This is a genomic window from Allonocardiopsis opalescens, assembly GCF_003002095.1.
Taxonomy (GTDB): Bacteria; Actinomycetota; Actinomycetes; order Streptosporangiales; family Streptosporangiaceae; genus Allonocardiopsis; species Allonocardiopsis opalescens.
In genome coordinates, this window is the sequence record NZ_PVZC01000009.1 from 151,641 (window position 1) to 171,704 (window position 20,064).

At 73.6% G+C, this 20,064-nt stretch carries 17 protein-coding genes and 1 pseudogene; 6 read left to right on the forward strand and 12 right to left on the reverse strand.

Going from position 1 to position 20,064, the window contains the following annotated elements; translation table 11 throughout:
• Positions 1-115: 115 nt before the first annotated feature.
• The 4 genes from CLV72_RS26400 to CLV72_RS26415 all read right to left on the reverse strand — a co-directional run bounded on the left by CLV72_RS26400 (position 116) and on the right by CLV72_RS26415 (position 4,084).
• Complete coding sequence (locus CLV72_RS26400; RefSeq protein WP_106251670.1) at positions 116-601, reverse strand: YqaA family protein; 486 nt, start codon at positions 599-601, stop codon at positions 116-118.
• Positions 602-652: 51 nt separating this feature from the next.
• Positions 653-1,219: a DivIVA domain-containing protein gene (locus CLV72_RS26405; RefSeq protein ID WP_146159570.1), complete on the reverse strand. Its 567-nt coding sequence runs from the start codon at positions 1,217-1,219 to the stop codon at positions 653-655.
• Between the two features lie 85 nt (positions 1,220-1,304).
• Positions 1,305-2,402 carry a dual-specificity RNA methyltransferase RlmN gene (gene rlmN, locus CLV72_RS26410; RefSeq protein WP_106251674.1) on the reverse strand — a complete coding sequence of 366 codons (1,098 nt, stop codon included), beginning with the start codon at positions 2,400-2,402 and terminating at the stop codon, positions 1,305-1,307.
• Between the two features lie 74 nt (positions 2,403-2,476).
• The gene (locus CLV72_RS26415; protein ID WP_106251676.1) at positions 2,477-4,084 is read right to left on the reverse strand and encodes a peptide chain release factor 3; all 1,608 of its coding nucleotides are present in this window, start codon (positions 4,082-4,084) and stop codon (positions 2,477-2,479) included.
• 376 nt (positions 4,085-4,460) lie between these two features.
• Here CLV72_RS26415 and CLV72_RS26420 point away from each other — a divergent pair, with 376 nt between their 5' ends.
• Positions 4,461-4,706 (forward strand): hypothetical protein, encoded by a 246-nt coding sequence (locus tag CLV72_RS26420; protein ID WP_106251678.1) that lies wholly within the window; start codon positions 4,461-4,463, stop codon positions 4,704-4,706.
• Positions 4,707-4,828: 122 nt separating this feature from the next.
• Complete coding sequence (locus CLV72_RS26425) at positions 4,829-5,908, forward strand: suppressor of fused domain protein (protein WP_106251681.1); 1,080 nt, start codon at positions 4,829-4,831, stop codon at positions 5,906-5,908.
• 9 nt (positions 5,909-5,917) lie between these two features.
• On the opposite strand, the gene CLV72_RS26430 is transcribed toward CLV72_RS26425, so the two are convergent.
• The 5 genes from CLV72_RS26430 to rpsB all read right to left on the reverse strand — a co-directional run bounded on the left by CLV72_RS26430 (position 5,918) and on the right by rpsB (position 10,206).
• Positions 5,918-6,790 carry a phosphatidate cytidylyltransferase gene (locus CLV72_RS26430; protein WP_106251683.1) on the reverse strand — a complete coding sequence of 291 codons (873 nt, stop codon included), beginning with the start codon at positions 6,788-6,790 and terminating at the stop codon, positions 5,918-5,920.
• Positions 6,791-6,794: 4 nt separating this feature from the next.
• A complete protein-coding gene (frr, locus tag CLV72_RS26435) occupies positions 6,795-7,352 on the reverse strand; it encodes a ribosome recycling factor (protein WP_106251685.1) in 558 nt (185 codons plus the stop codon).
• A gap of 34 nt (positions 7,353-7,386) precedes the next feature.
• A complete protein-coding gene (gene pyrH, locus CLV72_RS26440; RefSeq protein WP_106252261.1) occupies positions 7,387-8,145 on the reverse strand; it encodes a UMP kinase in 759 nt (252 codons plus the stop codon).
• A gap of 247 nt (positions 8,146-8,392) precedes the next feature.
• Positions 8,393-9,229, reverse strand: coding sequence for a translation elongation factor Ts (gene tsf, locus CLV72_RS26445; RefSeq protein WP_106251687.1), 837 nt, complete (start codon positions 9,227-9,229; stop codon positions 8,393-8,395).
• A 32-nt stretch (positions 9,230-9,261) separates the two neighbouring features.
• Positions 9,262-10,206: a 30S ribosomal protein S2 gene (gene rpsB / locus CLV72_RS26450; RefSeq protein ID WP_106251689.1), complete on the reverse strand. Its 945-nt coding sequence runs from the start codon at positions 10,204-10,206 to the stop codon at positions 9,262-9,264.
• Between the two features lie 813 nt (positions 10,207-11,019).
• Here rpsB and CLV72_RS26455 point away from each other — a divergent pair.
• A pseudogene (locus CLV72_RS26455) lies at positions 11,020-11,631 on the forward strand (murein hydrolase activator EnvC family protein); the annotation flags it as partial.
• Between the two features lie 96 nt (positions 11,632-11,727).
• Here the strand turns inward: CLV72_RS26455 and CLV72_RS26460 are convergent.
• From CLV72_RS26460 to CLV72_RS26470, 3 genes are all read right to left on the reverse strand, one after another.
• Positions 11,728-12,630: a tyrosine recombinase XerC gene (locus tag CLV72_RS26460; RefSeq protein ID WP_245930479.1), complete on the reverse strand. Its 903-nt coding sequence runs from the start codon at positions 12,628-12,630 to the stop codon at positions 11,728-11,730.
• Positions 12,631-12,911: 281 nt separating this feature from the next.
• The gene (locus CLV72_RS26465; protein ID WP_106252263.1) at positions 12,912-13,271 is read right to left on the reverse strand and encodes a RidA family protein; all 360 of its coding nucleotides are present in this window, start codon (positions 13,269-13,271) and stop codon (positions 12,912-12,914) included.
• A gap of 162 nt (positions 13,272-13,433) precedes the next feature.
• Positions 13,434-14,012: a TetR/AcrR family transcriptional regulator gene (locus tag CLV72_RS26470; RefSeq protein ID WP_106251694.1), complete on the reverse strand. Its 579-nt coding sequence runs from the start codon at positions 14,010-14,012 to the stop codon at positions 13,434-13,436.
• 84 nt (positions 14,013-14,096) lie between these two features.
• Here CLV72_RS26470 and CLV72_RS26475 point away from each other — a divergent pair, with 84 nt between their 5' ends.
• From CLV72_RS26475 to CLV72_RS26485, 3 genes are all read left to right on the forward strand, one after another.
• On the forward strand, positions 14,097-14,927 hold the full coding sequence (locus CLV72_RS26475; RefSeq protein ID WP_106251696.1) for an SDR family NAD(P)-dependent oxidoreductase: 831 nt from the start codon (positions 14,097-14,099) through the stop codon (positions 14,925-14,927).
• Between the two features lie 1,808 nt (positions 14,928-16,735).
• Positions 16,736-17,464, forward strand: coding sequence for an alpha/beta fold hydrolase (locus CLV72_RS26480; RefSeq protein ID WP_245930466.1), 729 nt, complete (start codon positions 16,736-16,738; stop codon positions 17,462-17,464).
• A 23-nt stretch (positions 17,465-17,487) separates the two neighbouring features.
• A complete protein-coding gene (locus CLV72_RS26485) occupies positions 17,488-18,321 on the forward strand; it encodes a MerR family transcriptional regulator (protein WP_106251699.1) in 834 nt (277 codons plus the stop codon).
• The last annotated feature ends 1,743 nt before the right edge of the window (positions 18,322-20,064 follow it).

The window sequence follows — 20,064 nt, forward strand, 5'->3', positions numbered from 1 at the left end:
GGAAAGAAATCTTTGCCCCGCAGGCATAAACGGCCGACCGGAGCGGTACTTCTTTACCCGACGGCGAACGCGCTTCACCCCCCGAGAAGCGCGTTCGCCGTCGTTTCGGCCCGGCTCAGCCGCCGGGCAGTACGCCCAGGGTCTGCGCGGCCATCCCCGGCGCGAAGAGCAGCAGCGCGAAGCGCGCGGTGCGCCCCACCATGCAGACCGCCACGAACCAGCCCACGTGCATCCGCACGCTGCCGGCGAGCACGCTCGTCACCATCAGCGGCGGCAGCCCCGCGAAGGCGCTGAGCAGCATCAGCCCACCGGTCCACACCGGCCGGCCGTGCGCCGCCTCCCGCCAGCGGTCGACCCGCTCCGTCCAGCGGCCGGGCCGCTCGGCCTTGCGACGCAGCCACGGCAGCCGCAGCACGCCCCGGCCGACGTAGTAGTAGGCGAGCTTGCCGACGACCTGGCCGGCGCCGACCGCCAGCGCCAGCGGCACCAGCAGCGCCGGGTCCACCACGGCGCCCATCACCACGACATAGCCCTCTACCGCGAGCAGCGGCACCAGTGCGGCCGCCGCCCCGTAGACGAAGGTCCCCGCGATCTCCAGCACCGTGCCCCTGTCCGCCGCCCGTGTCCCGCACCGCCCTCCGGCGCGGGCGCCTCAGGCCGCTCCCCCGCGCTCGTGCCGCTCCAGCGCCGCGGCCACCTCCTCCAGCAGGGCGTCGACCGCGGCGGTGTCGTAGCCGGGGCGCAGTCGGGTGGTGCTGAAGCGGGTGGCGCGGACCTGGGCCGCGTTCAGCGGCTGGGGGTCGGTGCCGCGCAGCGTGCGCACCACCCGGTCGAGGAAGGTGTCGACGTCCTGCTCGTCATAGCCCTCGCGGAAGCGGGTGGTCGGGAACTGCGAGCGCTCGACGCGGTCGGACAGCTCCCACAGCGCCGAGGAGACGGGGACGCGCCTGGGCTCGCGGCCGCCGCGCTCGCCCCCCTCCAGCCGCGCGATGTACACGCCGATCAGCCGGTCGACCGTCTGGGGATCGTAGCCGCGCAGCACGTAGGGGAAGCGCACGGCCTGCACCTCCGCGATGGTGACGGGGAAGGCGTTCTCCAGCCCGGCGAGCGTCGCCTCCGTGCGCTGGATGAACGCGTCCACCGCCGTGGGCTCGTAACCGCGCAGCACGAGCGGGATCTGCGGTGTCCGCTGTGGTGGGGAAGGGGGCGTATTTTCCACGTCTGGCATTCTGTCACGGCTGTGCCGTGGATCACCGGTCATGATCGGCCGACAGCGGACTCAGCCCCGGCCCCTGCCCCGCGCCTCAGCGCTCCGCGGCCGCCAGCTGGCCGCAGGCGCCGTCGATCTCGCGGCCGCGGGTGTCGCGCACCGTGACGGCGATGCCGTGGTCCTCCAGCGCGCGCACGAAGGCGCGCTCGTCCTCCGGCCGCGAGGCGGTCCACTTCGAACCGGGGGTGGGGTTCAGCGGGATCAGGTTGACGTGCGCGAGCCGGCCGCGCAGCAGCCGGCCGAGCAGCTCGGCCCGCCAGACCTGGTCGTTGATGTCGCGGATCAGGGCGTACTCGATCGAGACGCGGCGGCCGCTGGTCTCGGCGTACCGCCAGGCCGCGCCCAGCACCTCCTCGACCTTCCAGCGGTTGTTCACCGGCACCAGTTCGTCGCGCAGTTCGTCGTCGGGGGCGTGCAGCGAGACGGCGAGCCGCACCGACAGCCCCTCGGCGGCCAGCCGGTCGATCGCCGGCACCAGCCCGACGGTGGAGACGGTGACGCCGCGCTGGGAGATGCCCAGGCCGTGCGGGGCCGGGTCGGTGAGCCGCCGGACCGCGCCGAGCACCGCCCGGTAGTTGGCCAGCGGCTCCCCCATGCCCATGAAGACGATGTTGCTGATCCGGCCGGGCCCGCCGGGGACCTCACCGCGGGCGAGCGCCCGGGAGCCCGCGACCACCTGCTCCACGATCTCGGCCGTGGAGAGGTTGCGGGTGAGACCGGCCTGCCCGGTGGCGCAGAACGGGCAGTTCATCCCGCATCCGGCCTGCGAGGACACGCACATGGTGACGCGGTCGGGATAGCGCATCAGCACCGACTCCACCAGCGCGCCGTCGAAGGCCCGCCACAGCGACTTGCGGGTGCTGCCGCGGTCGGCGGTGCTCTCCCGCACCGGGGTGAGCAGCGGCGGGAGCAGCTGCTCGGCGAGGCGCTCGCGGACGGCCGCCGGAAGGTCGGTCATCTCGGCCGGGTCGCTGACGAGCCGGGCGAAGTAGTGCCGGGCCAGCTGCTCGGCCCGGAAGGGCTTCTCGCCGAGCTCGGCCACTGCCGCGCGGCGCCCCTCGGGGTCGAGGTCGGCGAGGTGCCGCGGCGGCTTGGCGCGGCGCGGGGCGATGAAGGTCAGCTCGGCAGGCATAGTCCCTTCAGTCTGCCACCGCGCCCGGAGTGTTCGGTCCGGTCGCCCGCCGCCGCGGGGAGCCGGCGCGGCCGCTACTCGGTGTCGTCGCCGGCGGCCAGCAGCGGTTCGAGGGTGAGCCCGGGGTTCTCCCGGCGGACGACGCGCAGCCGCCAGCGGTCGCTGAACAGGGCCAGCAGCTCGCCGTCGAGGCGGCGGCGCAGCACCTCGGCGCCGGGCAGCACCGCGAGCTTGGGCGCCGAGTCGGCGTCGGTGCGCCGGGCCAGCGAGTAGCCCAGGGTGTTCAGCTCGATCGGCGAGCGGAACTCGTGCTCCATGCGGTGCTTGACCACGTCGAACTGGAGCGGCCCCACCGCGGCGAGCACCGGCGCCTGCTCGCCGCGGACGTCGGAGGTGAGCACCTGCACCACGCCCTCGGTGTCGAGCTGCTCGATGCCGCGCTGGAACTGCTTGTAGCGGCCGCTGTCGACCGCCCTGGCCACCGCGAAGTGCTCGGGGGCGAAGCTCGGGATGGGCGGGAACTCCACCTTGGGGCCGTCGAACAGGGTGTCGCCGACCCGCAGCGCGGTGGCGTTCACCAGCGCGATCACGTCGCCGGGGTAGGCGGTGTCGATGGTCTCGCGCTCGCGGCCGAACACGGCCTGGGCGTACTTGGTGGCGAAGGGGCGGCCGGTGGCGGCGTGGGTCAGCACCATGCCGCGCTCGAAGCGACCCGAGCAGACCCGGACGAAGGCGACGCGGTCGCGGTGCGCCCGGTCCATGTTCGCCTGCACCTTGAACACCAGGCCGGAGAAGGGGGCGTCGACGGCGCGCTCGCGGCCGGCCGCGTCATGCGGGGCGGAGGGCGGCGGAGCCAGCTCGACCAGGGTGCGCAGCAGCTGGGCCACCCCGAAGTTGGGCAGGGCCGCCCCGAACAGGACCGGGGTGGACTCGCCCTCCAGGAAGGACTTGAGGTCGAGGTCGGCGCCGATGGCGGTGAGGAGGTCCAGCTCCTCGTTGGCCTGTACCCAGGCCGGGCCGTCGGCCTCCAGCGCCTCCTCGGGCGTGAGCGGGGTCTCCACGGCGCGGTGGGCGCCGCCCGGGGTGCGCCGCTGCTTGACGTAGCCGCCCTCGCGGCGGTCGATCAGGCCGCGGAAGTCGCCGGCGATGCCCACCGGCCAGTTCAGCGGGGTGGGCCGCAGCCCGATGCGCTGCTCGATCTCGTCCAGCAGCTCCAGCGGCTCGCGGCCGGGGCGGTCCCACTTGTTGACGAAGGTGATCACCGGGGTGCGGCGGCTGCGGCAGACGTCGAACAGCTTCAGCGTCTGCGCCTCCAGGCCCTTGGCGGAGTCCAGCAGCATGATCGCGCAGTCGACGGCGGCCAGCACCCGGTAGGTGTCCTCGGAGAAGTCGGCGTGGCCGGGGGTGTCCAGCAGGTTCAGCACGCACCCGCCGTAGTCGATGCGCAGCGCCGCAGAGGTGATGGAGATGCCGCGCGACTGCTCCATCTCCATCCAGTCGGAGGTGACGCCCGACCGGCCCGCCTTGCCGTGCACCGCACCCGCCTGGGTGATCGCGCGGGCGTGCAGGGCCAGCGCCTCCGTCAGCGTCGACTTGCCCGCGTCGGGGTGGCTGATCACCGCGAAGGTACGCCGCCGCGCGGCCTCGCCGCCGACCGACGCGGCTCCGTCGGCGTCGCTCATCGGGGATCACACTCCAGAGGGTTCGTCGCTGCGGCCGGGGGACAGAGGGCCGAGGGGGTTCGGCGGCCAGGGTGCGGCGCGCCCGCCGCCGGCGTCCGCCCCGCCTGCGAATCTACCTCAGCGCCGGGGCCCGTTCCGCCTGCTGCGCCGAGCCCGGCGCGACGGATCGTCTCCTCGCGATAACCCGCTATTCACGCTTCTCCCAGCGAGAAGGAGCCGGTCAGGACTACATTCGGTAGCCGAGGGGGCGTTCGCGGGGCTGGTCCGGCGCCCGCCTCGCCCGTCCGGCCTTCGTGCGGCCCTCGTCCGCCGCTCGTCCGGGGCCGGCTACCTTCATCCGGCTCTACCGAGAACCCACACCACCACGGGGGAAGCCATGCCCACCTATCGCGTCCAACTCACCGACGGCACCCAGCGCACCGTGGACGCCCTGCGCGTGCGCGCCGACAGCCGGAGCCTGCTGCTGGAGAACCGCACCGCCGGGGTGTGGAGCCCGGTGCTCTGCCTCGGCCTGGACCAGGTCAGCCGGGTGCAGCGCCGGCTCAACGAGTCCGACGGCAGCTGGACCTGGCTCACCGAGTCGGTGCCCTCGGCGGTCACCGGCATCAAGTCCTGGGCCTGACGGCTCCTCGACGGCCGCGGGCGTCCGGACATGGCCGCACGCGCCCGCGCCGCGCCCGCCGGCCGCGAGCGGGGCTCAACTACAGTGCAGCATGTGCGCACCCGTGACTCCAGACGCTCCCGGTGACCGTTCCCCGGGTGCTGTTCGACCAGAGCAGCCCGTACCGCAGCCGCCGCCTGGTCATCGAGTACGACGGCACCACCACCGCCGCCTACCTGCTCGACGACCGCGGTGAAGTGGTGGTCCCGGTCTGGCTGGCCAACCACCGCCCCGCGCCGTCCGACGGCGAGGCCGCCCGCCGCTGGTCCGGCGAGGCGCCCGCGATGCCGGCCGAGCACACCCGCCATCCCGGCGGCCGCCCGCCGCTGGACACCACCCGCCTGGAGGTGGTCTGGTTCGAGGAGGGCGACGGTGTCGCGGTGCTGGAGGAGGGCGCGCTGCTCGCGGTGGTCCCCGGCTGGGCCGACGCCTCGGCGGGCGAACCCGGCTACGCCAGGGACGCCCTCGGCGACACCCCCTTCGCTCGCGAGCTGGCGCCGATGGAGAAGCGCTTCGCCGAACGGGTCGAGCGTTCCCGGGCCTTCTGGCGGTGGCGGCGCCACCCCGACTCCTGGCCCCAGGTGCAGGTCTCGGTGCTGCGCCATCTGGAGGAGCACGTCATCGGCCCCTCGGGCCGCTACTGGGAGGCGGGCACCGAGCAGCCGCCCCGGGTGGCCGTCACCGAGCGCAGGGCGGCGCCGTGGCGGCCCTACACGGTGCTGAGCACGGTCGGCATGTGCGCGCAGCGGATGCCGGCGGTGGAGCGCTACCACGACGACGTCCGGCCGCACGCCCGCGTCGAGCTGGCGCTGGCCACCACCCAGCCGAGCGAGAACGCGCTGCAGGTGTTCCTCTGGCTGGCGAAGTACCCGTGGCGGGCCGTCACCTGGTTCGGCCCCGGGCACCGGGTGAAGTGGTACCTCGACCCGAGCAGCTTCCCGCTCGGCTCCGGCTACGCCGGGGTGCTGATGCTGGACGACCCGTCCATGCTGGCCGGGCCCGAGGTGCCGGAGACCGCCGGCTTCGAGGTGGCCGGCGACCCGGTGCGCTGGCTCTGGCTGGTCCCCGTCACCCAGGCCGACCGGGAGCTGGCGCGCGAGGCCGGCGCCGCCGAGCTGACCCGGCGGCTGGCCGAGCAGGGCCGCGGCTGGGTGGTGACCTGAGCGCCGCCGCTAGCCCGGAGGCAGGGTGAGGGCGAGGAACAGCCAGGCCATCGGGGCGGTGATCAGCAGCGCGTCCACCCGGTCCAGCAGCCCGCCGTGCTCGGGCAGGAAGGACCCCATGTCCTTGATGCCGAGGTCGCGCTTGATGGAGGACTCCACCAGGTCGCCGAGGGTGGCGATCACCGCGACGGCCAGGCCGAGCAGCACGCCCAGCCACGGCGGGCCGCCCAGCATCAGCGCCACGCACAGCGCACCGGCGACCGCGCAGCTCAGGGCGGAGCCGGCGAAGCCCTCCCAGGTCTTCTTCGGGCTGATCGTCGGAGCGAGCCGGTTCCGGCCGAACAGGATGCCGGCGAAGTAGCCGCCGATATCGCTGCAGATCGTCACGATGACGAAGGTCAGGAAGCGCACCGGGCCGTCCGCGGGCGCGGCGAGCAGCAGCATCCAGAAGCCGACCAGGAAGGGCACGTACACGGCGGCGAAGACCCCGGCCGTCACATCGCGCACGTAGCCGTTGGCGGGGCCGGGCAGCCGCCAGATCATCACCACGACGACGGTGACGACCAGGGCGGCGGTGAGCCCGGTCGTCCCGGACACGTAGGCGGTGACCGCCATCGCCGCGCCGCCCGCGGCCACCGGCACCACCGCGAGGTGGATGCCGCGCGCGCCGAAGGCCCGTTTGAGCTCCCACAGCGCCAGCACCTGGCCGATGCCCACCACGGCGACCAGCGCCGCCGGCGCGAACAGCACCGGGATGAGGATCAGGGCGCCGAGCGCCAGGCTGGTGGCGACCGCGACCGGCAGGTTCCGACCGGTTCGGATGCGCGGAGCCGACGTCTTGCCCGACGCTCCGTCTCCGGCTTCGGGCGGGATCTCTGCCAAGCCGCTAGACCTCGAGCAGCTCGGATTCCTTGTGCCGCAGAAGCTCGTCGACCTGCGCGACGTACTTGTGCGTGAGGTCGTCGAGCTCCTTCTCCGCGCGCCGGACCTCGTCCTCGCCGGCTTCGCCGCCCTTGACCAGCTTCTCCAGCGCGTCCTTGCCGTTGCGGCGGATGTTGCGGATGGAGATGCGGCTGTCCTCGGCCTTGGTGCGGGCCAGCTTGACGTAGTCCTTGCGGCGCTCCTCCGACAGCTCGGGGAAGACCACCCGGATGATGTGGCCGTCGTTGGCGGGGTTCACCCCGAGGTCGCTGTCGCGGATGGCGCGCTCGATCGCGGGCAGGGAGCTGCGGTCGAAGGGCGAGACCACGACCATGCGGGGCTCGGGGACCTGGAAGGAGGCGAGCTGGTTGATCGGGGTGAGGGTGCCGTAGTACTCGGCCACGATCTTGTTGAAGGTGGCGGGGCTGACCCGGCCGGTGCGGATCCCGGCGAAGTCCTCCTTGGCGACCACGACGGCCTTCTCCATCTTCTCCTCGGCCTCGAGGAGGGTTTCATCGATCATTTCGGCTCCCGTGCGTCGCGTTGTCTGCAAGGTCCTACTCGTCAGCCGGACACACCAGCGTGCCGATCTTCTCACCACGGACGGCCCGCACGATGTTGCCCTGACCCATGAGGTCGAAGACCACGATCGGCATTCCATTATCCATGCACAGGCTCACCGCCGTGGCGTCCATCACCTTCAGGCCGCGGGTGAGCACCTCGTTGTAGTCGAGGCGGTCGAACTTCACGGCGTCGGGGTGGGTGCGGGGGTCGGCGTCGTAGACGCCGTCGACCTGGGTGCCCTTGAGCACCGCCTCGGCGCCGATCTCCAGGGCGCGCTGCGCGGCGGTGGTGTCGGTGGAGAAGAACGGGGCGCCGAGACCGGCCCCGAAGATGACCACGCGCCCCTTCTCCAGGTGCCGGATGGCACGGCGCGGGATGTACGCCTCGGCGACCTGGCCCATGGTGATGGCGGTCTGCACGCGGGTGTCGACCCCGCGCTTCTCCAGGAAGTCCTGGAGGGCGAGGCAGTTGATGACGGTGCCGAGCATGCCCATGTAGTCGGCGCGGGAGCGGTCCATCCCGCGCTCGGACATGGCGGCGCCGCGGAACATGTTGCCGCCGCCCACCACCACGGCCACCTGCACGCCCTGCTTGACTACCGAGACGATCGAGGACGCGACGTGGGCCACCACGTCGGGGTCGATGCCCAGCGACTCACCGCCCGCGAAGGCCTCGCCGGAGAGCTTCAGCACCACCCGGTTCCAGCCGTGTGTACCGGCTGCGGACGACGCGAACTCTTCGGACTCCTCCAGGCCGTGCGGTGCGCCGGATGCGATCTCTCCCACGGTGGGCCCCCTTCTGCGGTTCTTGGCGATGTGTGGCGGTCGGCCCCCGCCCGGGGCCGCTTCGCGGCGGCCGGGCGGTGGACCGGGGGAGCCGGCCGGGAGGGACGGCCCCGCCGCGAGCGGGGCCGCCCTTTCCGTGCGTACGAACCGGCCGGTCACTACCCTGCTTACCGCCGTGCGCGGATTTGGAACACCGGCGCGGCGGAGCGGCAGGCTAGGACTGGCCGACCTTGAACCGGGCGAAGCGGACGACCTGCACGCCCGCCGCATCCAGGACCTTCTGGACGGTCTTCTTGTTGTCCTTCACGAACGGCTGCCCGAGGAGGGTGAAGTCCTTGAAGTAGCCGTTCACCCGGCCCTCGACGATCTTCGGCAGGGCCTGCTCGGGCTTGCCCTCCTCACGGGCGGTCGCCTCGGCGATCCGGCGCTCGTTGGCGACCGTCTCCTCGGGCACGTCGTCCTTGGAGAGGTACTTGGGCGCCAGCGCGGCGATCTGCTGGGCGATGTCCTTGGCCACCTCCGGCGCGGGGGTGTCCAGTTCCAGCAGCACGCCCAGGCTCGGGGGCAGGTTGGCGTCGGCCTTGTGCAGGTAGTGCGCGACGTAGGTGCCCTCGAAGCGGACGAAGCGGCGCAGCTCCAGCTTCTCGCCGAGGACCGCGCTGGTCTCGTCGATGGCCTGCTGCACGGTGGTGCCGGACTCGATCTCGGCGCCGAGCAGCGCGGCCACGTCCGCCGGCCGCTCCGTGGCCACGAAGGCCGCGATGCGGTCGGCGAGCTGCTGAAAGCGCTCGTTCTTGGCGACGAAGTCGGTCTCGCTGTTCAGTTCGAGCAGCACGGCGGCGCCGTCGCCCTCGGTGTGCACGGTGACCAGGCCCTCGGCGGTGGAGCGCTCGGCGCGCTTGCCGACGTCCTTGGCGCCCTTGATGCGGAGGAACTCGACGGCCTTGTCGAAGTCGCCGTCAGCGTCTTCGAGGGCCTTCTTGCAGCTCATCATGCCGGCGCCGGTGAGCTCGCGGAGCCGCTTGACGTCGGCGGCGGTGAAGTTAGCCATATCCCTGAATCTCGCTTCGTCTGGGTCGGTTCTCAGCCCTGGCGGTCGGCGTCGGCCGGGGCCGCCTCGGGGGCGGACTCCTCGGCGGCCGGAGCCTCCGGGGCGGCGTCGGCGGCGGCCTCGGCGGTGGCGGGCTCGGCGGCGGCCTCATCGGCCGGCTGCTCCGCCGCCTGCTCGGCCTCGGCGGCCGGCTGCTCGGCGGCACCCTGCTCGCGCGCCAGCAGCTCGCGCTCCCACTCGGCCAGCGGCTCCTCGGCCGGCTTGTCGGCGCCGCCGGACGCGCCGGAGCGCGCCATCAGGCCGTCGGCGACGGCGTCGGCGACCACGCGGGTCAGCAGGCTGACGCTGCGGATGGCGTCGTCGTTGCCCGGGATCGGGTAGTCGACCTCGTCGGGGTCGCAGTTGGTGTCGAGGATCGCGACGACCGGGATGTTCAGCTTCCTGGCCTCGTTGATCGCGATGTGCTCCTTCTTGGTGTCGACCACCCACACCGCGCTGGGCACCCGCGCCATGTCCCGGATACCGCCGAGGGTGCGCTCGAGCTTGTCCTTCTCGCGCTTGAGGCCCAGCAGCTCCTTCTTGGTGCGGCCGGAGCCGGCGACATCGTCGAAGTCCAGCTCCTCGAGCTCCTTGAGCCGCTGGAGCCGCTTGTGCACCGTGGAGAAGTTGGTGAGCATGCCGCCCAGCCAGCGCTGGTTCACGAAGGGCATGCCGACGCGGCGGGCCTGCTCGTCGATCGCCTCCTGCGCCTGCTTCTTCGTGCCGACGAACAGGATCGAGCCGCCGTGCGCGACCGTCTCCTTGACGAACTCGTAGGCGCGGTCGATGTAGTCGAGCGACTTCTGCAGGTCGATGATGTAGATGCCGTTGCGCTCCGTGAGGATGAAGCGCTTCATCTTCGGGTTCCACCGGCGGGTCTGGTGGCCGAAGTGCACACCGCTCTCGAGCAGCTGCTTGATTGTCACGACAGTGGCCATGACGGGTCCTCCTCAGGCAGGGCCCCTGACGGGCGCCCGCGTCGGTTTTTGTCCTGACGCCCCGACGCGTCCGCCACCGCGCGGCTGCCGAGCCGCTCGCGGTGGACCGATGGACGCGACCCTCCGCTCACATGGACCGGAGGCGCGAAGGCGTGCGAAATATGACTCCTTGGAGCCAGTACGACAGTCTACTGCCGCGAAGCAGGTGCTGGGGGCGCCCCGGACACCTCGCGGCGGGCCCTGCGAGGCCCGCCGCCCCGCCGGCGACGTCCGCCTGGCGGGGACCCGGTCGGCCGGACCACGGACGCCGGACATCTGGGCACAGGCAGCCGGTCCTGGATGGTCCGGGCCTGACCAGATGTCAGCCCCAGCCATCCGGCCGTCCTGGACGCTCGTTGCAGGACGCTCCGGGCCGACGGACGCGTCGGGCAGCCGCATGTGTCCGGTGGGCGGACGCGGCCGACGGCGGACGCGTCGGAAAGGCGGGCGCGTCGGGTCCCAGGCGGGACGGGCACCCAGACGGATCGGGTTCGGACGAGCAGGGCGGGCACCCTGACAGGACCGACAGGCAGACGCCCGGACGACCGGACACGGACACCCGCTCCCGACCGCCCAGGTCCGGGCCCCCTGTCCCGGACACACGCCCGCCCGGGACCAGGGGGAGCCCCCTTGCATTCCAGTCTTGCCGACCGCGTCCGCCGCCACCAGGCCGAATCGGCGGGCTGTGGACAGCCGGGCGGCGTCGAGCCCGCTTATCCACAGCCCGCCGATTCGGCCTGGTGGTGGCCGCCGCCGCGCGGACAGGCTGGCCGCATGACAGCGCACCCACCCCTCCCCCGCCCGTCCCGCCCCGCTCCACGGGCGCGCGCCGCACCGCCCGCCGGCACTCGCCGAACCCGGCGGCGGCTCCCGGCCCCGTGCCTCCCGCCGCGCGGCGGCCGCCCTCGGCCGCGGTCCCGCCTCGGCGCCGCGCTCGCGGCGCTGCTCGGGCTGCTGGCCGTCGCCGCCTCCGCCGTGCCGCTGAGCCCCGTCCAGGCGCACGCCCGCCCTCATCCGCCCCTGGCGGCCGGCGACCCCGAAGTGTGGAGCTGGCCGCTGGACGGCGAGCCCGAGGTGCTGCGCGGCTTCGACCCGCCGCCGCTGCCCTGGCTCCCGGGCCACCGCGGTGTCGACCTCGCCGCCCACCCGGGCGCGCGGGTCCTGGCGGCCGCCGCGGGCCGGGTCTCCTTCGCCGGGCAGGTGGCGGGCCGCGGCGTCGTCACGGTCGTCCACGGCGAGCTGCGCACCACCTACCTGCCGGTCGACCCCGAGGTCCGGGCGGGCGACGAGGTGGCGGCAGGCGCGCTCATCGGCAGGCTCGCCGACCGGCCGCCGCACTGCCTCACCCGCGCCTGCCTGCACTGGGGGCTGCTGCGCGGCGAGACCTACCTCGACCCGCTCGCCCTGCTCGGTCTCGGCGCGCTCCGGCTGCTCCCCCTGCTCGGCCCGGCCTGGACGCCGGAGCCGCCCGCCGCCGCGCGGTCAGGCGCGCGGGTGGGCCTGGTTGTAGGCGGCCTTCAACCGCTCGATCGAGACGTGCGTGTAGATCTGGGTGCTCGACAGCGCCGAGTGCCCGAGCAGCTCCTGCACACTGCGCAGGTCGGCGCCTCCCTCAAGCAGGTGGGTGGCGGCGCTGTGCCGCAGTCCGTGCGGCCCCGTGTCCACGACCCCGCCGACGGCGGCCAGCAGGGCGTGCACGTCGCGCCGCGCGGTCGACGGGCCCAGCCGACCGCCCCGCGCGCCCAGGAAGAGGGCGGCACCGCTGCGCGGCCCCACCAGCTCCCCGCGGCCGTCGTCCAGCCAGCGGCGCAGCGCGTCGGCGGCGGGCCCGCCGAACGGCACCACGCGCTCGCGTCCCCCCTTGCCGAGCACCCGCACGGTCCGGCGCTCGCCGTCCACATCGTCCACGTCGAGCCCGCACAGCTCACCGACCCGCACCCCGGTGGCGTAGAGCAGTTCCACCACGGCGCGGCGGCGCAGCCAGACCGGCGAGCCGTCGCCGTCGGCGGCCGCCTCCAGGGCGGTCACCGCCTCGGCCGCGCCGAGCACTTCGGGGAGCTTGCGGTGCGCCTTCGGGCTGCCGAGCGTCACGGAGGGGTCGGTGCCGAGCACACCGGTGCGGTGCAGCCAGCGGGTGAACACCCGTGCGGCCGAGATCCGCCGCGCCATGGTCGAGCGCGCGGCTCCCGCCGCGCGCAGCCCGGCCAGCCACTCCCGCAGAAGCGCAAGGTCCAGCTCCTCGATCGGGCGCCCGGTGCCCGCCAGGTGGTGCAGCAGGCCGCCGACATCGCCGAGGTAGGCGCGCACGGTGTGCGCGGAGCGGCCGCGTTCGAGCGCGAGGTGCCGGCCGAAGTCGTCCAGCGCGGCCGCGAGGCGGTCGGGCAGTCCTCCGGCCGGCTCCTCCGCTCCTCGGTCCGGCTCGGCCGCGTCCGGATCACCGGGCTCCGTGCCGGTGACGGGCGCGGACCGCGGAGCGGACGCCTTCCGAGTCGGCGCGGACGCTTCGGGTGGCCGCCCGCCCCCGTCGGCGGTGTCGGGGCGGGTGCCGGGCGTGACCGGACGGGCGGTGCCGGCGGTGCGGCCGGTGTCGGCAGGGCCGTCCATATGACTCCTTCGGCTCGGCTCCGGGACCACGTCGCGCGCGGCCCTCGGTCCATCGGCTCCGGTCAGGGGCCGAGGGAGGCGACGGCCTCGATCTCGACCAGGAAGCGGGGGTCGATCAGGCGGCTGACCTCCACCAGGCTGCTGGTGGGCCTCGGTTCGCGAGTGATGAACTCGTCACGCGCCGCGCGCACCTCGGCCAAGTCGCCGATCCGGCACAGGAAGAAGGTGAGTTTGACGATCTGATCCATCCGGGCCTGCTGCCCGGCGAGCGCCAGCTCGATGTTGCGGAACACCTGGCGCGTCTGCTCAGCGGCGTCGCCCTCGGCCACGGACCCGTCGGCGGCGACCGGCACCTGGCCGGAGACGAACACCAGCGGGCCGGACACGGTGAGGGCGGCGCTGTACCCGGGTGTGGTTGCCATGGGGGCCACGCTATCGCCGGCCTCCACCGGCCGCTCCGCGCCGCTCCGGGCGACCGCTCCCGGCGGGCCCGCGCCATGCCCGGATACGGCACCGCCTGATCCGGCTCGGATCCGCCCGGTACGGACGGCCGCCGCGCCCGACGGCTGTGCGGCGGAGGCCGCTCACCGGTCCGCGGACTCCGGTCCGGGCCGCAGCGCGCGGAGCACCAGTTCCGTGTGGCGATCGACGTCGGAGGCGGCGGCGTTCGGGATGAGCTGGAGGATGCGGACGAGTGCGACGAACTGGTAGGCGATGTCGGTCGCGGTGACGTCGGCGGCCAGCGTGCCGTCATGCCGGGCCCGCTCAACAGCCTGGCGGCCGACCTCTGTCAGGTGGTCCAGGCACCGCCGCATCTCGGCGTCGGCCGGCTCTGAGTTGGCGAGCAGGTCGACCATCGCCTGGTTGCCGACGAGGCGGCCGAGAGCCGAGGTGAAGAAGGCCCGCAGCGCGTCGAGCGCCGGCAGGCCGGGCGGCAGGGCTGCGGCGGCGAGCGCGCCGAGATCGGTGCCGGTGACCTCGCGGACGAGGTCGTCGCGGGTCGGGAAGTGCCGGTAGAGCGTGCCGATGCCGACACCCGCCGCCTTGGCGACGGCCCGCATATCGGCGCTCAGGCCGCGCCGCTGGAACAGCGCGGTGGCGGCCGCCACGATGCGGGCGCGGTTGGCGACCACATCGCGGCGCTGCCTGCCGCCCTCTGCCATGGCCCCGACCCTATCAATACGGAACACATGTTCCGATGTGTGCTAGGTTGAAACGGAACATATGTTCCGATATGGAGGTGCGCGATGAAGACCGTGGTGGTCACCGGCGGAACCGACGGGATGGGCGCGGCACTCGTCCGCCACTACCTGCGGAACGGCGACCGGGTCGTGGCCGTGGGGCGCAGCCGCGCCAAGTTCGCCGCCCTCCTCGCCTCGGTCGCGGCCGACACTCCCTCGGCCGCCGACCGCGCGGAGTTCATCGGCGCCGACCTCTCACTCGTCGCCGAGAGCGGGCGCGTGGCGTCGCGCATCCGATCCGGCTTCGAGCGCGTCGACGCCCTCGTCCTCGCCGCGTCGTTCATCCGGCAGCGCCGCCACGTCACCGCCGAAGGCCGCGAAGCGTCGTGGGTGCTGTTCTTCGTCTCCAAGTACGTCCTGGTCACCGCGCTCGCCGACCGGCTCGCCGCGGCCGAGCGGCCCGTGGTCGTCAACACCTCGGTGCCCGGCGCCAAGGCCGGCGCACTGGACTTCGCCGACCTCGAACTCGAACACGGATTCACCTTCACCAGATCCAACGCACGGCAGCGCCGCGCCAATGAACTCCTCGGCATCCTCGCCACAGATCGGAACCCCCGGCTCGGCTATGTCACCTGGGGCCCCGCCAAGCTGGTCAAGACCGGCTTCGCCGGCGAGGTCGGCCCCGCAATGAAGTACACCGCCGCCCTGCTCGCCCCGCTCGTCGGACAGAGCGCCGACACCGCGGTGCGCCCGATCATCGAACTCATCGCCGACCCGCCCACCGGCCGCGCCGCCTACCGGGGCTCCAGGCGCGTCCCCCTGATCGAAGGCGCCGACGACCCCGGCGACGCCCACCGCCTCGCCGCCGCCGTCACGGCACATCCCACCGACCGCTGAGCGCCGGACGAGCCGGACCAACGTGCCCCGCTTCCGCGCTCACTTCCGCACGACGGCGAGGGCGGCCCACTGGCGCGGCGGGGACGGCGCGCCGGTGGGCCCGAACGGTGCGCCGACCTACCGCACCCGCCGAGCGCGACATCGTCCAGCTCCAGCACACCACATCGCCGACGGCCCACGGAAGCACGACGGCCGGAGGGACCATCCTTCGCGCAGCGGCGGGCACCCCGAGCGCACGGTCGACCCAGGCCCCCGGCCGGTCCCGCGACGAGCAGTCCCGATGGCCGCGAGCACCGACGCAGCGAGAACCACCACGTCGGCGAAGTCCGAAGGCCCGCACCACATATCGCTGCACACCCCGTCACGCACCCCCGAACGTGCGCATGCCGCCCGGCTCCGCGTGCTCGGCGAGCACGACGGCGACGATGCCAGTCCGTCCGTACCGGCAAGAGAATGCGCGCCGCCTCGCGACGGTATCGCCCTCTACCGGGCCGAGGCGGGGGTCCGCGGCCGAGTCCTCGACTCACCGCCGGATCCACCGCGACGGGTTCCCGTCAGGGCATTTCCGCCGTCCTTGGAGGCGGCCGGAGTCACGGCGCCGGAAGCGGAGGCCCGCCCGGCAGGACGGTGGAAGGGGACACCACCGAGACCAGGCCCTGGCCGAGCCGTACCCCCGTACGCGGCGTCCTGGCGCGGTCCGGTCCGGCCGAGTCGCCCACTGTCCGGTCAACCGGCCGCCGGAAACCACCACCACGGATCCGCCGAGGCGCTGCCCGCTGTCCATGGAGGTGGCCGCATGGGAGCCGGGTGTATTCGCGGCGCTCGGGCGGTCCCCAGGCGGGCAGAGCACGGCATCCGCTGCTCCCCGACAGCTCGCCGCCGCCCCCGACCATCGCAGCCACGCACCAACGCGGCGAAGGAGGCATGTTCCATGCCCTGGTGTTCGAGCGGCGCACCCCGCACCGCCGAGGTCGGGTGCCCGCAGCGACAGGATGCGGGCGCCGCGGCCGGCTCCCGACCGGCCCCGCCGCGATGTCGAGGTCGCCATCGCCCGGTCGGCCGACCGGCGCGCCGACCATCGCGGCCGCGGACCGCGCGCTCGCCGCCCGATACGACGAACGGGCCACCGTCCGTGGCGGAACCATCCAAGGCGCGACCCGCGTGCGCCCGAAGTCGGTTGCGCGAGCCCGCCACCCAGGACGCGCTGTTCGGTCGTCTGTGCCATGCGGCGGATACGGGTCTTGACCGGCTCAAGGCTCTGCTGACCCGCGGTCGTGAGAACCGCCGGCCGTCCTGCAGGCCGTCCGTGTCACGAACGTCCGGCACAAGGCGTTGTTCGACAACCGGCGCCCGCGTCGCCGCCCTGACCGCGAGACACCAGTCACAGGACTGGTGGACCCAGGTGCGACCGCGGCCCTCCCCGTGCCGATGACGCGTCCAGGTCTCGTCGCTCACAGCGTTTTCGGAGCGCTCGTACCGCCTGTTCGGAGCGGTGTCCGGTGCGTGCGCACGTCCTCCGGTCGCGGTGGCGTGCGGGATCTGCCGCCGCGAGCTTGACCCTGACGCAGGGTCAGGCGCGCAGCATGGTGGCCATGACCGAGAGAACTGATGCGAGTGGGTTGGCCGGACCGGGCGGCGACCATGAAGTGGCCGAGGTAGAGGGCCGGCGATACGGCGGGCGGGTGATCGCTGGAACGGCAGGCGGCGCTGGGAGGCGAACTGGGAGTGGTGACGGGGCGGTGCGGCAGTTCACCGTGCGCCATGGCGGGGTCACGATCCCGGTGTCCCGGGGCGGGCGGGGACGGCCGGTGGTCCTGTGCCCCGGGCTGAACTCGACACAGGCCGACCTGTACGAGCTGATCACGCTGCTGCGGCGCGATCACGAGGTGGTGGCCTTCGACCTCAGGGGACACGGCCTCGCCTCGGCGGCCGACCGCTACTCCTTCGACGCCTTCCTCGGCGACCTGGCCGCTGTGCTGGCCGAGCCGGGGTGCCTCGGCCTGGACGCGGCGCCCGTGCTCGTGGGCTACTCACTCGGCGCCGATCTGGCGGTCCACTACGCTTCCGAGCATCCTGGCACCGTCGCCGGACTGGTCCTGATCGACGGGGCGAATCCGCTGCCCGAGCCCTTCATCACCGAGTCCGACCTGGCGGCCTTCCGCGCGATGGCGGACGGGCTGGCGGCGCGGCACGGGACCGAACATGCCGGGGACGCGGCACGCCGGGTGCTGCTCAGCGCCCAGGACATCCACCGGCTCAACCTGGAAATCGACACGGTCCGGTCCGCGATCCTCGACCGGTACCGGAGGATCGACCGCCCCATCAGCATGATCATGTCGACCTCCATCGCCGGAGACGGCGCCGGAGAGCGTGCGTCACGGCACAACCGGCTCTGGCGCGCCGGTGTCGACCGGCTCGTCCGCGAGCGGCCGGACATCTCCGTGCGCCGGCTCGACGCCGATCACCGGCTGGTGTTCACCCATGCCGCGGAGATCGCCGAGATCATCCGGAGCGCGGTCGGCGGGCCGGCCTCCTGACCGGTGCCTGAGAGACTGGCCTGATGCTGACCATCGGTGAGCTGGCGTCGTACGCCGGGGTGACGGTGCGCGCGGTGCGGCACTACCACGACAAGGGGCTGCTCCCGGAGCCGGAGCGGGACCGCTCCGGCTACCGGCGGTACGACGCCGGCGCCGTGGTCGAGCTGATCAGGATCCGGACCCTCGCCGCGGCCGGGGTCCCGCTGGCGCGGGTGCGCGAACTGCTCCATGCCGGCGAGGCGGAGTTCGCCGTGGCGGTCGCGGACATCGACAAGCGGCTGCGGGCGGAGATCCGGGAGCGGCAGCGGCACCGCGAGCGCATCGCCCGCCTCGCCGCCGGGGACAGCCTGGCGCTGCCCCCGGAGGTCGTCGGCTTCCTCGACCGGCTGCGGGCGCTGGGGGTCGACGAGCGGATCGTGCGGGTCGAACGCGACGGCTGGATCCTGCTGGCCGCGCACTCACCCGAGCGGGTGCCCGAGTGGACGGCACGCAAGTGGGAGCAGATCGCCGATCCGCGGCTCATCGACTTCTACCTCACCCTGGGCCAGGCGCTCGACCGGACCGGCGACGATCCACGGCTGGCCGAGCTGGCCGACGAGCTGGCGGCCTACATCACCCGGATGGCCGAGGAGCGCGGAGAGGACTATGTGGACGATGCCGATATCGAGCCGTCGTTCACCCGGCTCATGGACGCCCTCGCATTCGACACCGCGCCACCGGCCCACCGTCTGATCGAACTGCTGAAGGAGCGCGGCTGGGAGGGCTGGACCAAACTGGTGCGCGTCGCCGCGCCACCGTCCGCCGCCGGAGCACGGCGAGAAGGCACCGCGGCGCGGTCGCCCCGGCGCGAGCGGTGAGGACGGACAGGACCCCACCGGACGCGTAGGCGCCCGCGGCTCCGCTGGGAGCGGGCCGGTACCGGCCGACCGGACCGCCGCGATATTCGACGTCATCCGCGACGCCCGTGTAATCGGCATCCGTGGATTTCCGTGGTCACCCCACCGCCCCGACAGTCGAATCCACCGGTCTTGCCGCGTGAGACCGGTGTGCGACGCGGCCGGACCTGAGCGCCCGCGGCACCAGATCCGCGAGCACGGCCAGCCCGGGTCTCGGCAGTGCTCCCTTCTCCTTTCCGCCGGTCGGGCGTCCGCCAGAGCCGCGACTGCGACGCTCCCTTCCGTCGACAGGGGAGGGCCGGACGGAGACCCCATGTCATCCACGGTGCCGTGAGACCGGCACCCATGAACCTTGACGATCACCCCCGCCGCAAGGCCGAGCCCACCGCCCGCCGCCGGGGACCGGTGTACGGGCTCGGCCTGGCCTGACCTCGCCCGCAGCATTCGTATCCCGAGCACGGCTCGGCCGGTCTCAGAGACGTTCCCTTCGCCGTCCCGCCGGGCGGGCGTCCGCCAGAGCCGCGACTCCGGCCCACCTTTCCGTCCACAGCGGGGAGCCCATGCCTCCTTGTCGTCCACGCTGCCGTAAGACCGGCACCCGAGCACCTCCGTGACCACCTCCACCGCCCCGACGGCCGAGCACACCGGCCCGCCGGTGCGCGGCTCGGCGGGACCGGACCAGGCCCTCGGCACCCGTATCACGGGCTTGGTCGGGTCGGGTTCTCGGAGGCGTCCTCCCCCAGCCCGACGGGGGGCGTCCACCGTCGGAGCCGCGACTCCGGTCCGCCTTTCGATGGCGCGGAAGGTTCGGACGGGGATCTGGGGCATCCACGGGTGCCCGTGAGACCGGCACCCGTGGACCTCCGCAACCACTCCGCCGCCCTGACTGCCGAGCACACCGGCCCGCCGCCTCGGGCCGTGGGCGGCTCCGCCTGACCTGACCGCGCCCGGGCAGCCGTACCGCGAGCAAGTCTCAGCCCGGTCTTGGGGGCGTTCCCTTCCCCGTCCCGCCGGGTCGGCGTCCGCCCTCGGAGCCGCGGCTCCGGCCCACCTTTCGTCGAGCCCGGACGGGACCCGTGTCATCCACGGTGCCGTGGGACCGGGCCCATGGACCTCCGTGACCACCCCCACCGCCCCGACAGCCGAGCCCACAGGTCCGCCGATGCGCGGCTTGGCCTGACCTGATCGCGCCCTCGGCACCCGTACCGCGGGCTTGGTTCGGCCGGGTTCTCGGAGGCGTCATTCCTCATCCCGACAGGCGGGCGTCCGCTGTCAGAGCCGCGACTCCCACCAGCCTTTCCATCGACGGCGGGGAGGGCTCGGACGGGGAACCGTGTCATCCACGGTGCCCGAGGGACTGGCCCTCGCGGACCTCCGTAACCACTCAACAACCCCGACGGCCGAGCCCACCAGCCCGCTGCCTTGAGCCGGTCGGCGGCTCGGCCGGATTGGAGTCCGGGCACCCGTACCGCGAGCAGGACTCGGCCCGGTCTTGGGGGCGTTCCCTTCTCCGTCCCGCCGGGTCGGCGTCCGCCCTCGGAGCCGCGACTTCGGCCCGCCTTTCCGTCCCTTTCTCTCGAGTCCGGACGGGGAGCCGTGTCGTCCACGGTGCCGTGGGACCGGCACCGTGGACCGCCGTGCCCGCACCGCGCCGACAGCCGAGCCCACCGATGCGCCGCCGCCTGGGACCGGTGTGCCGCTCGG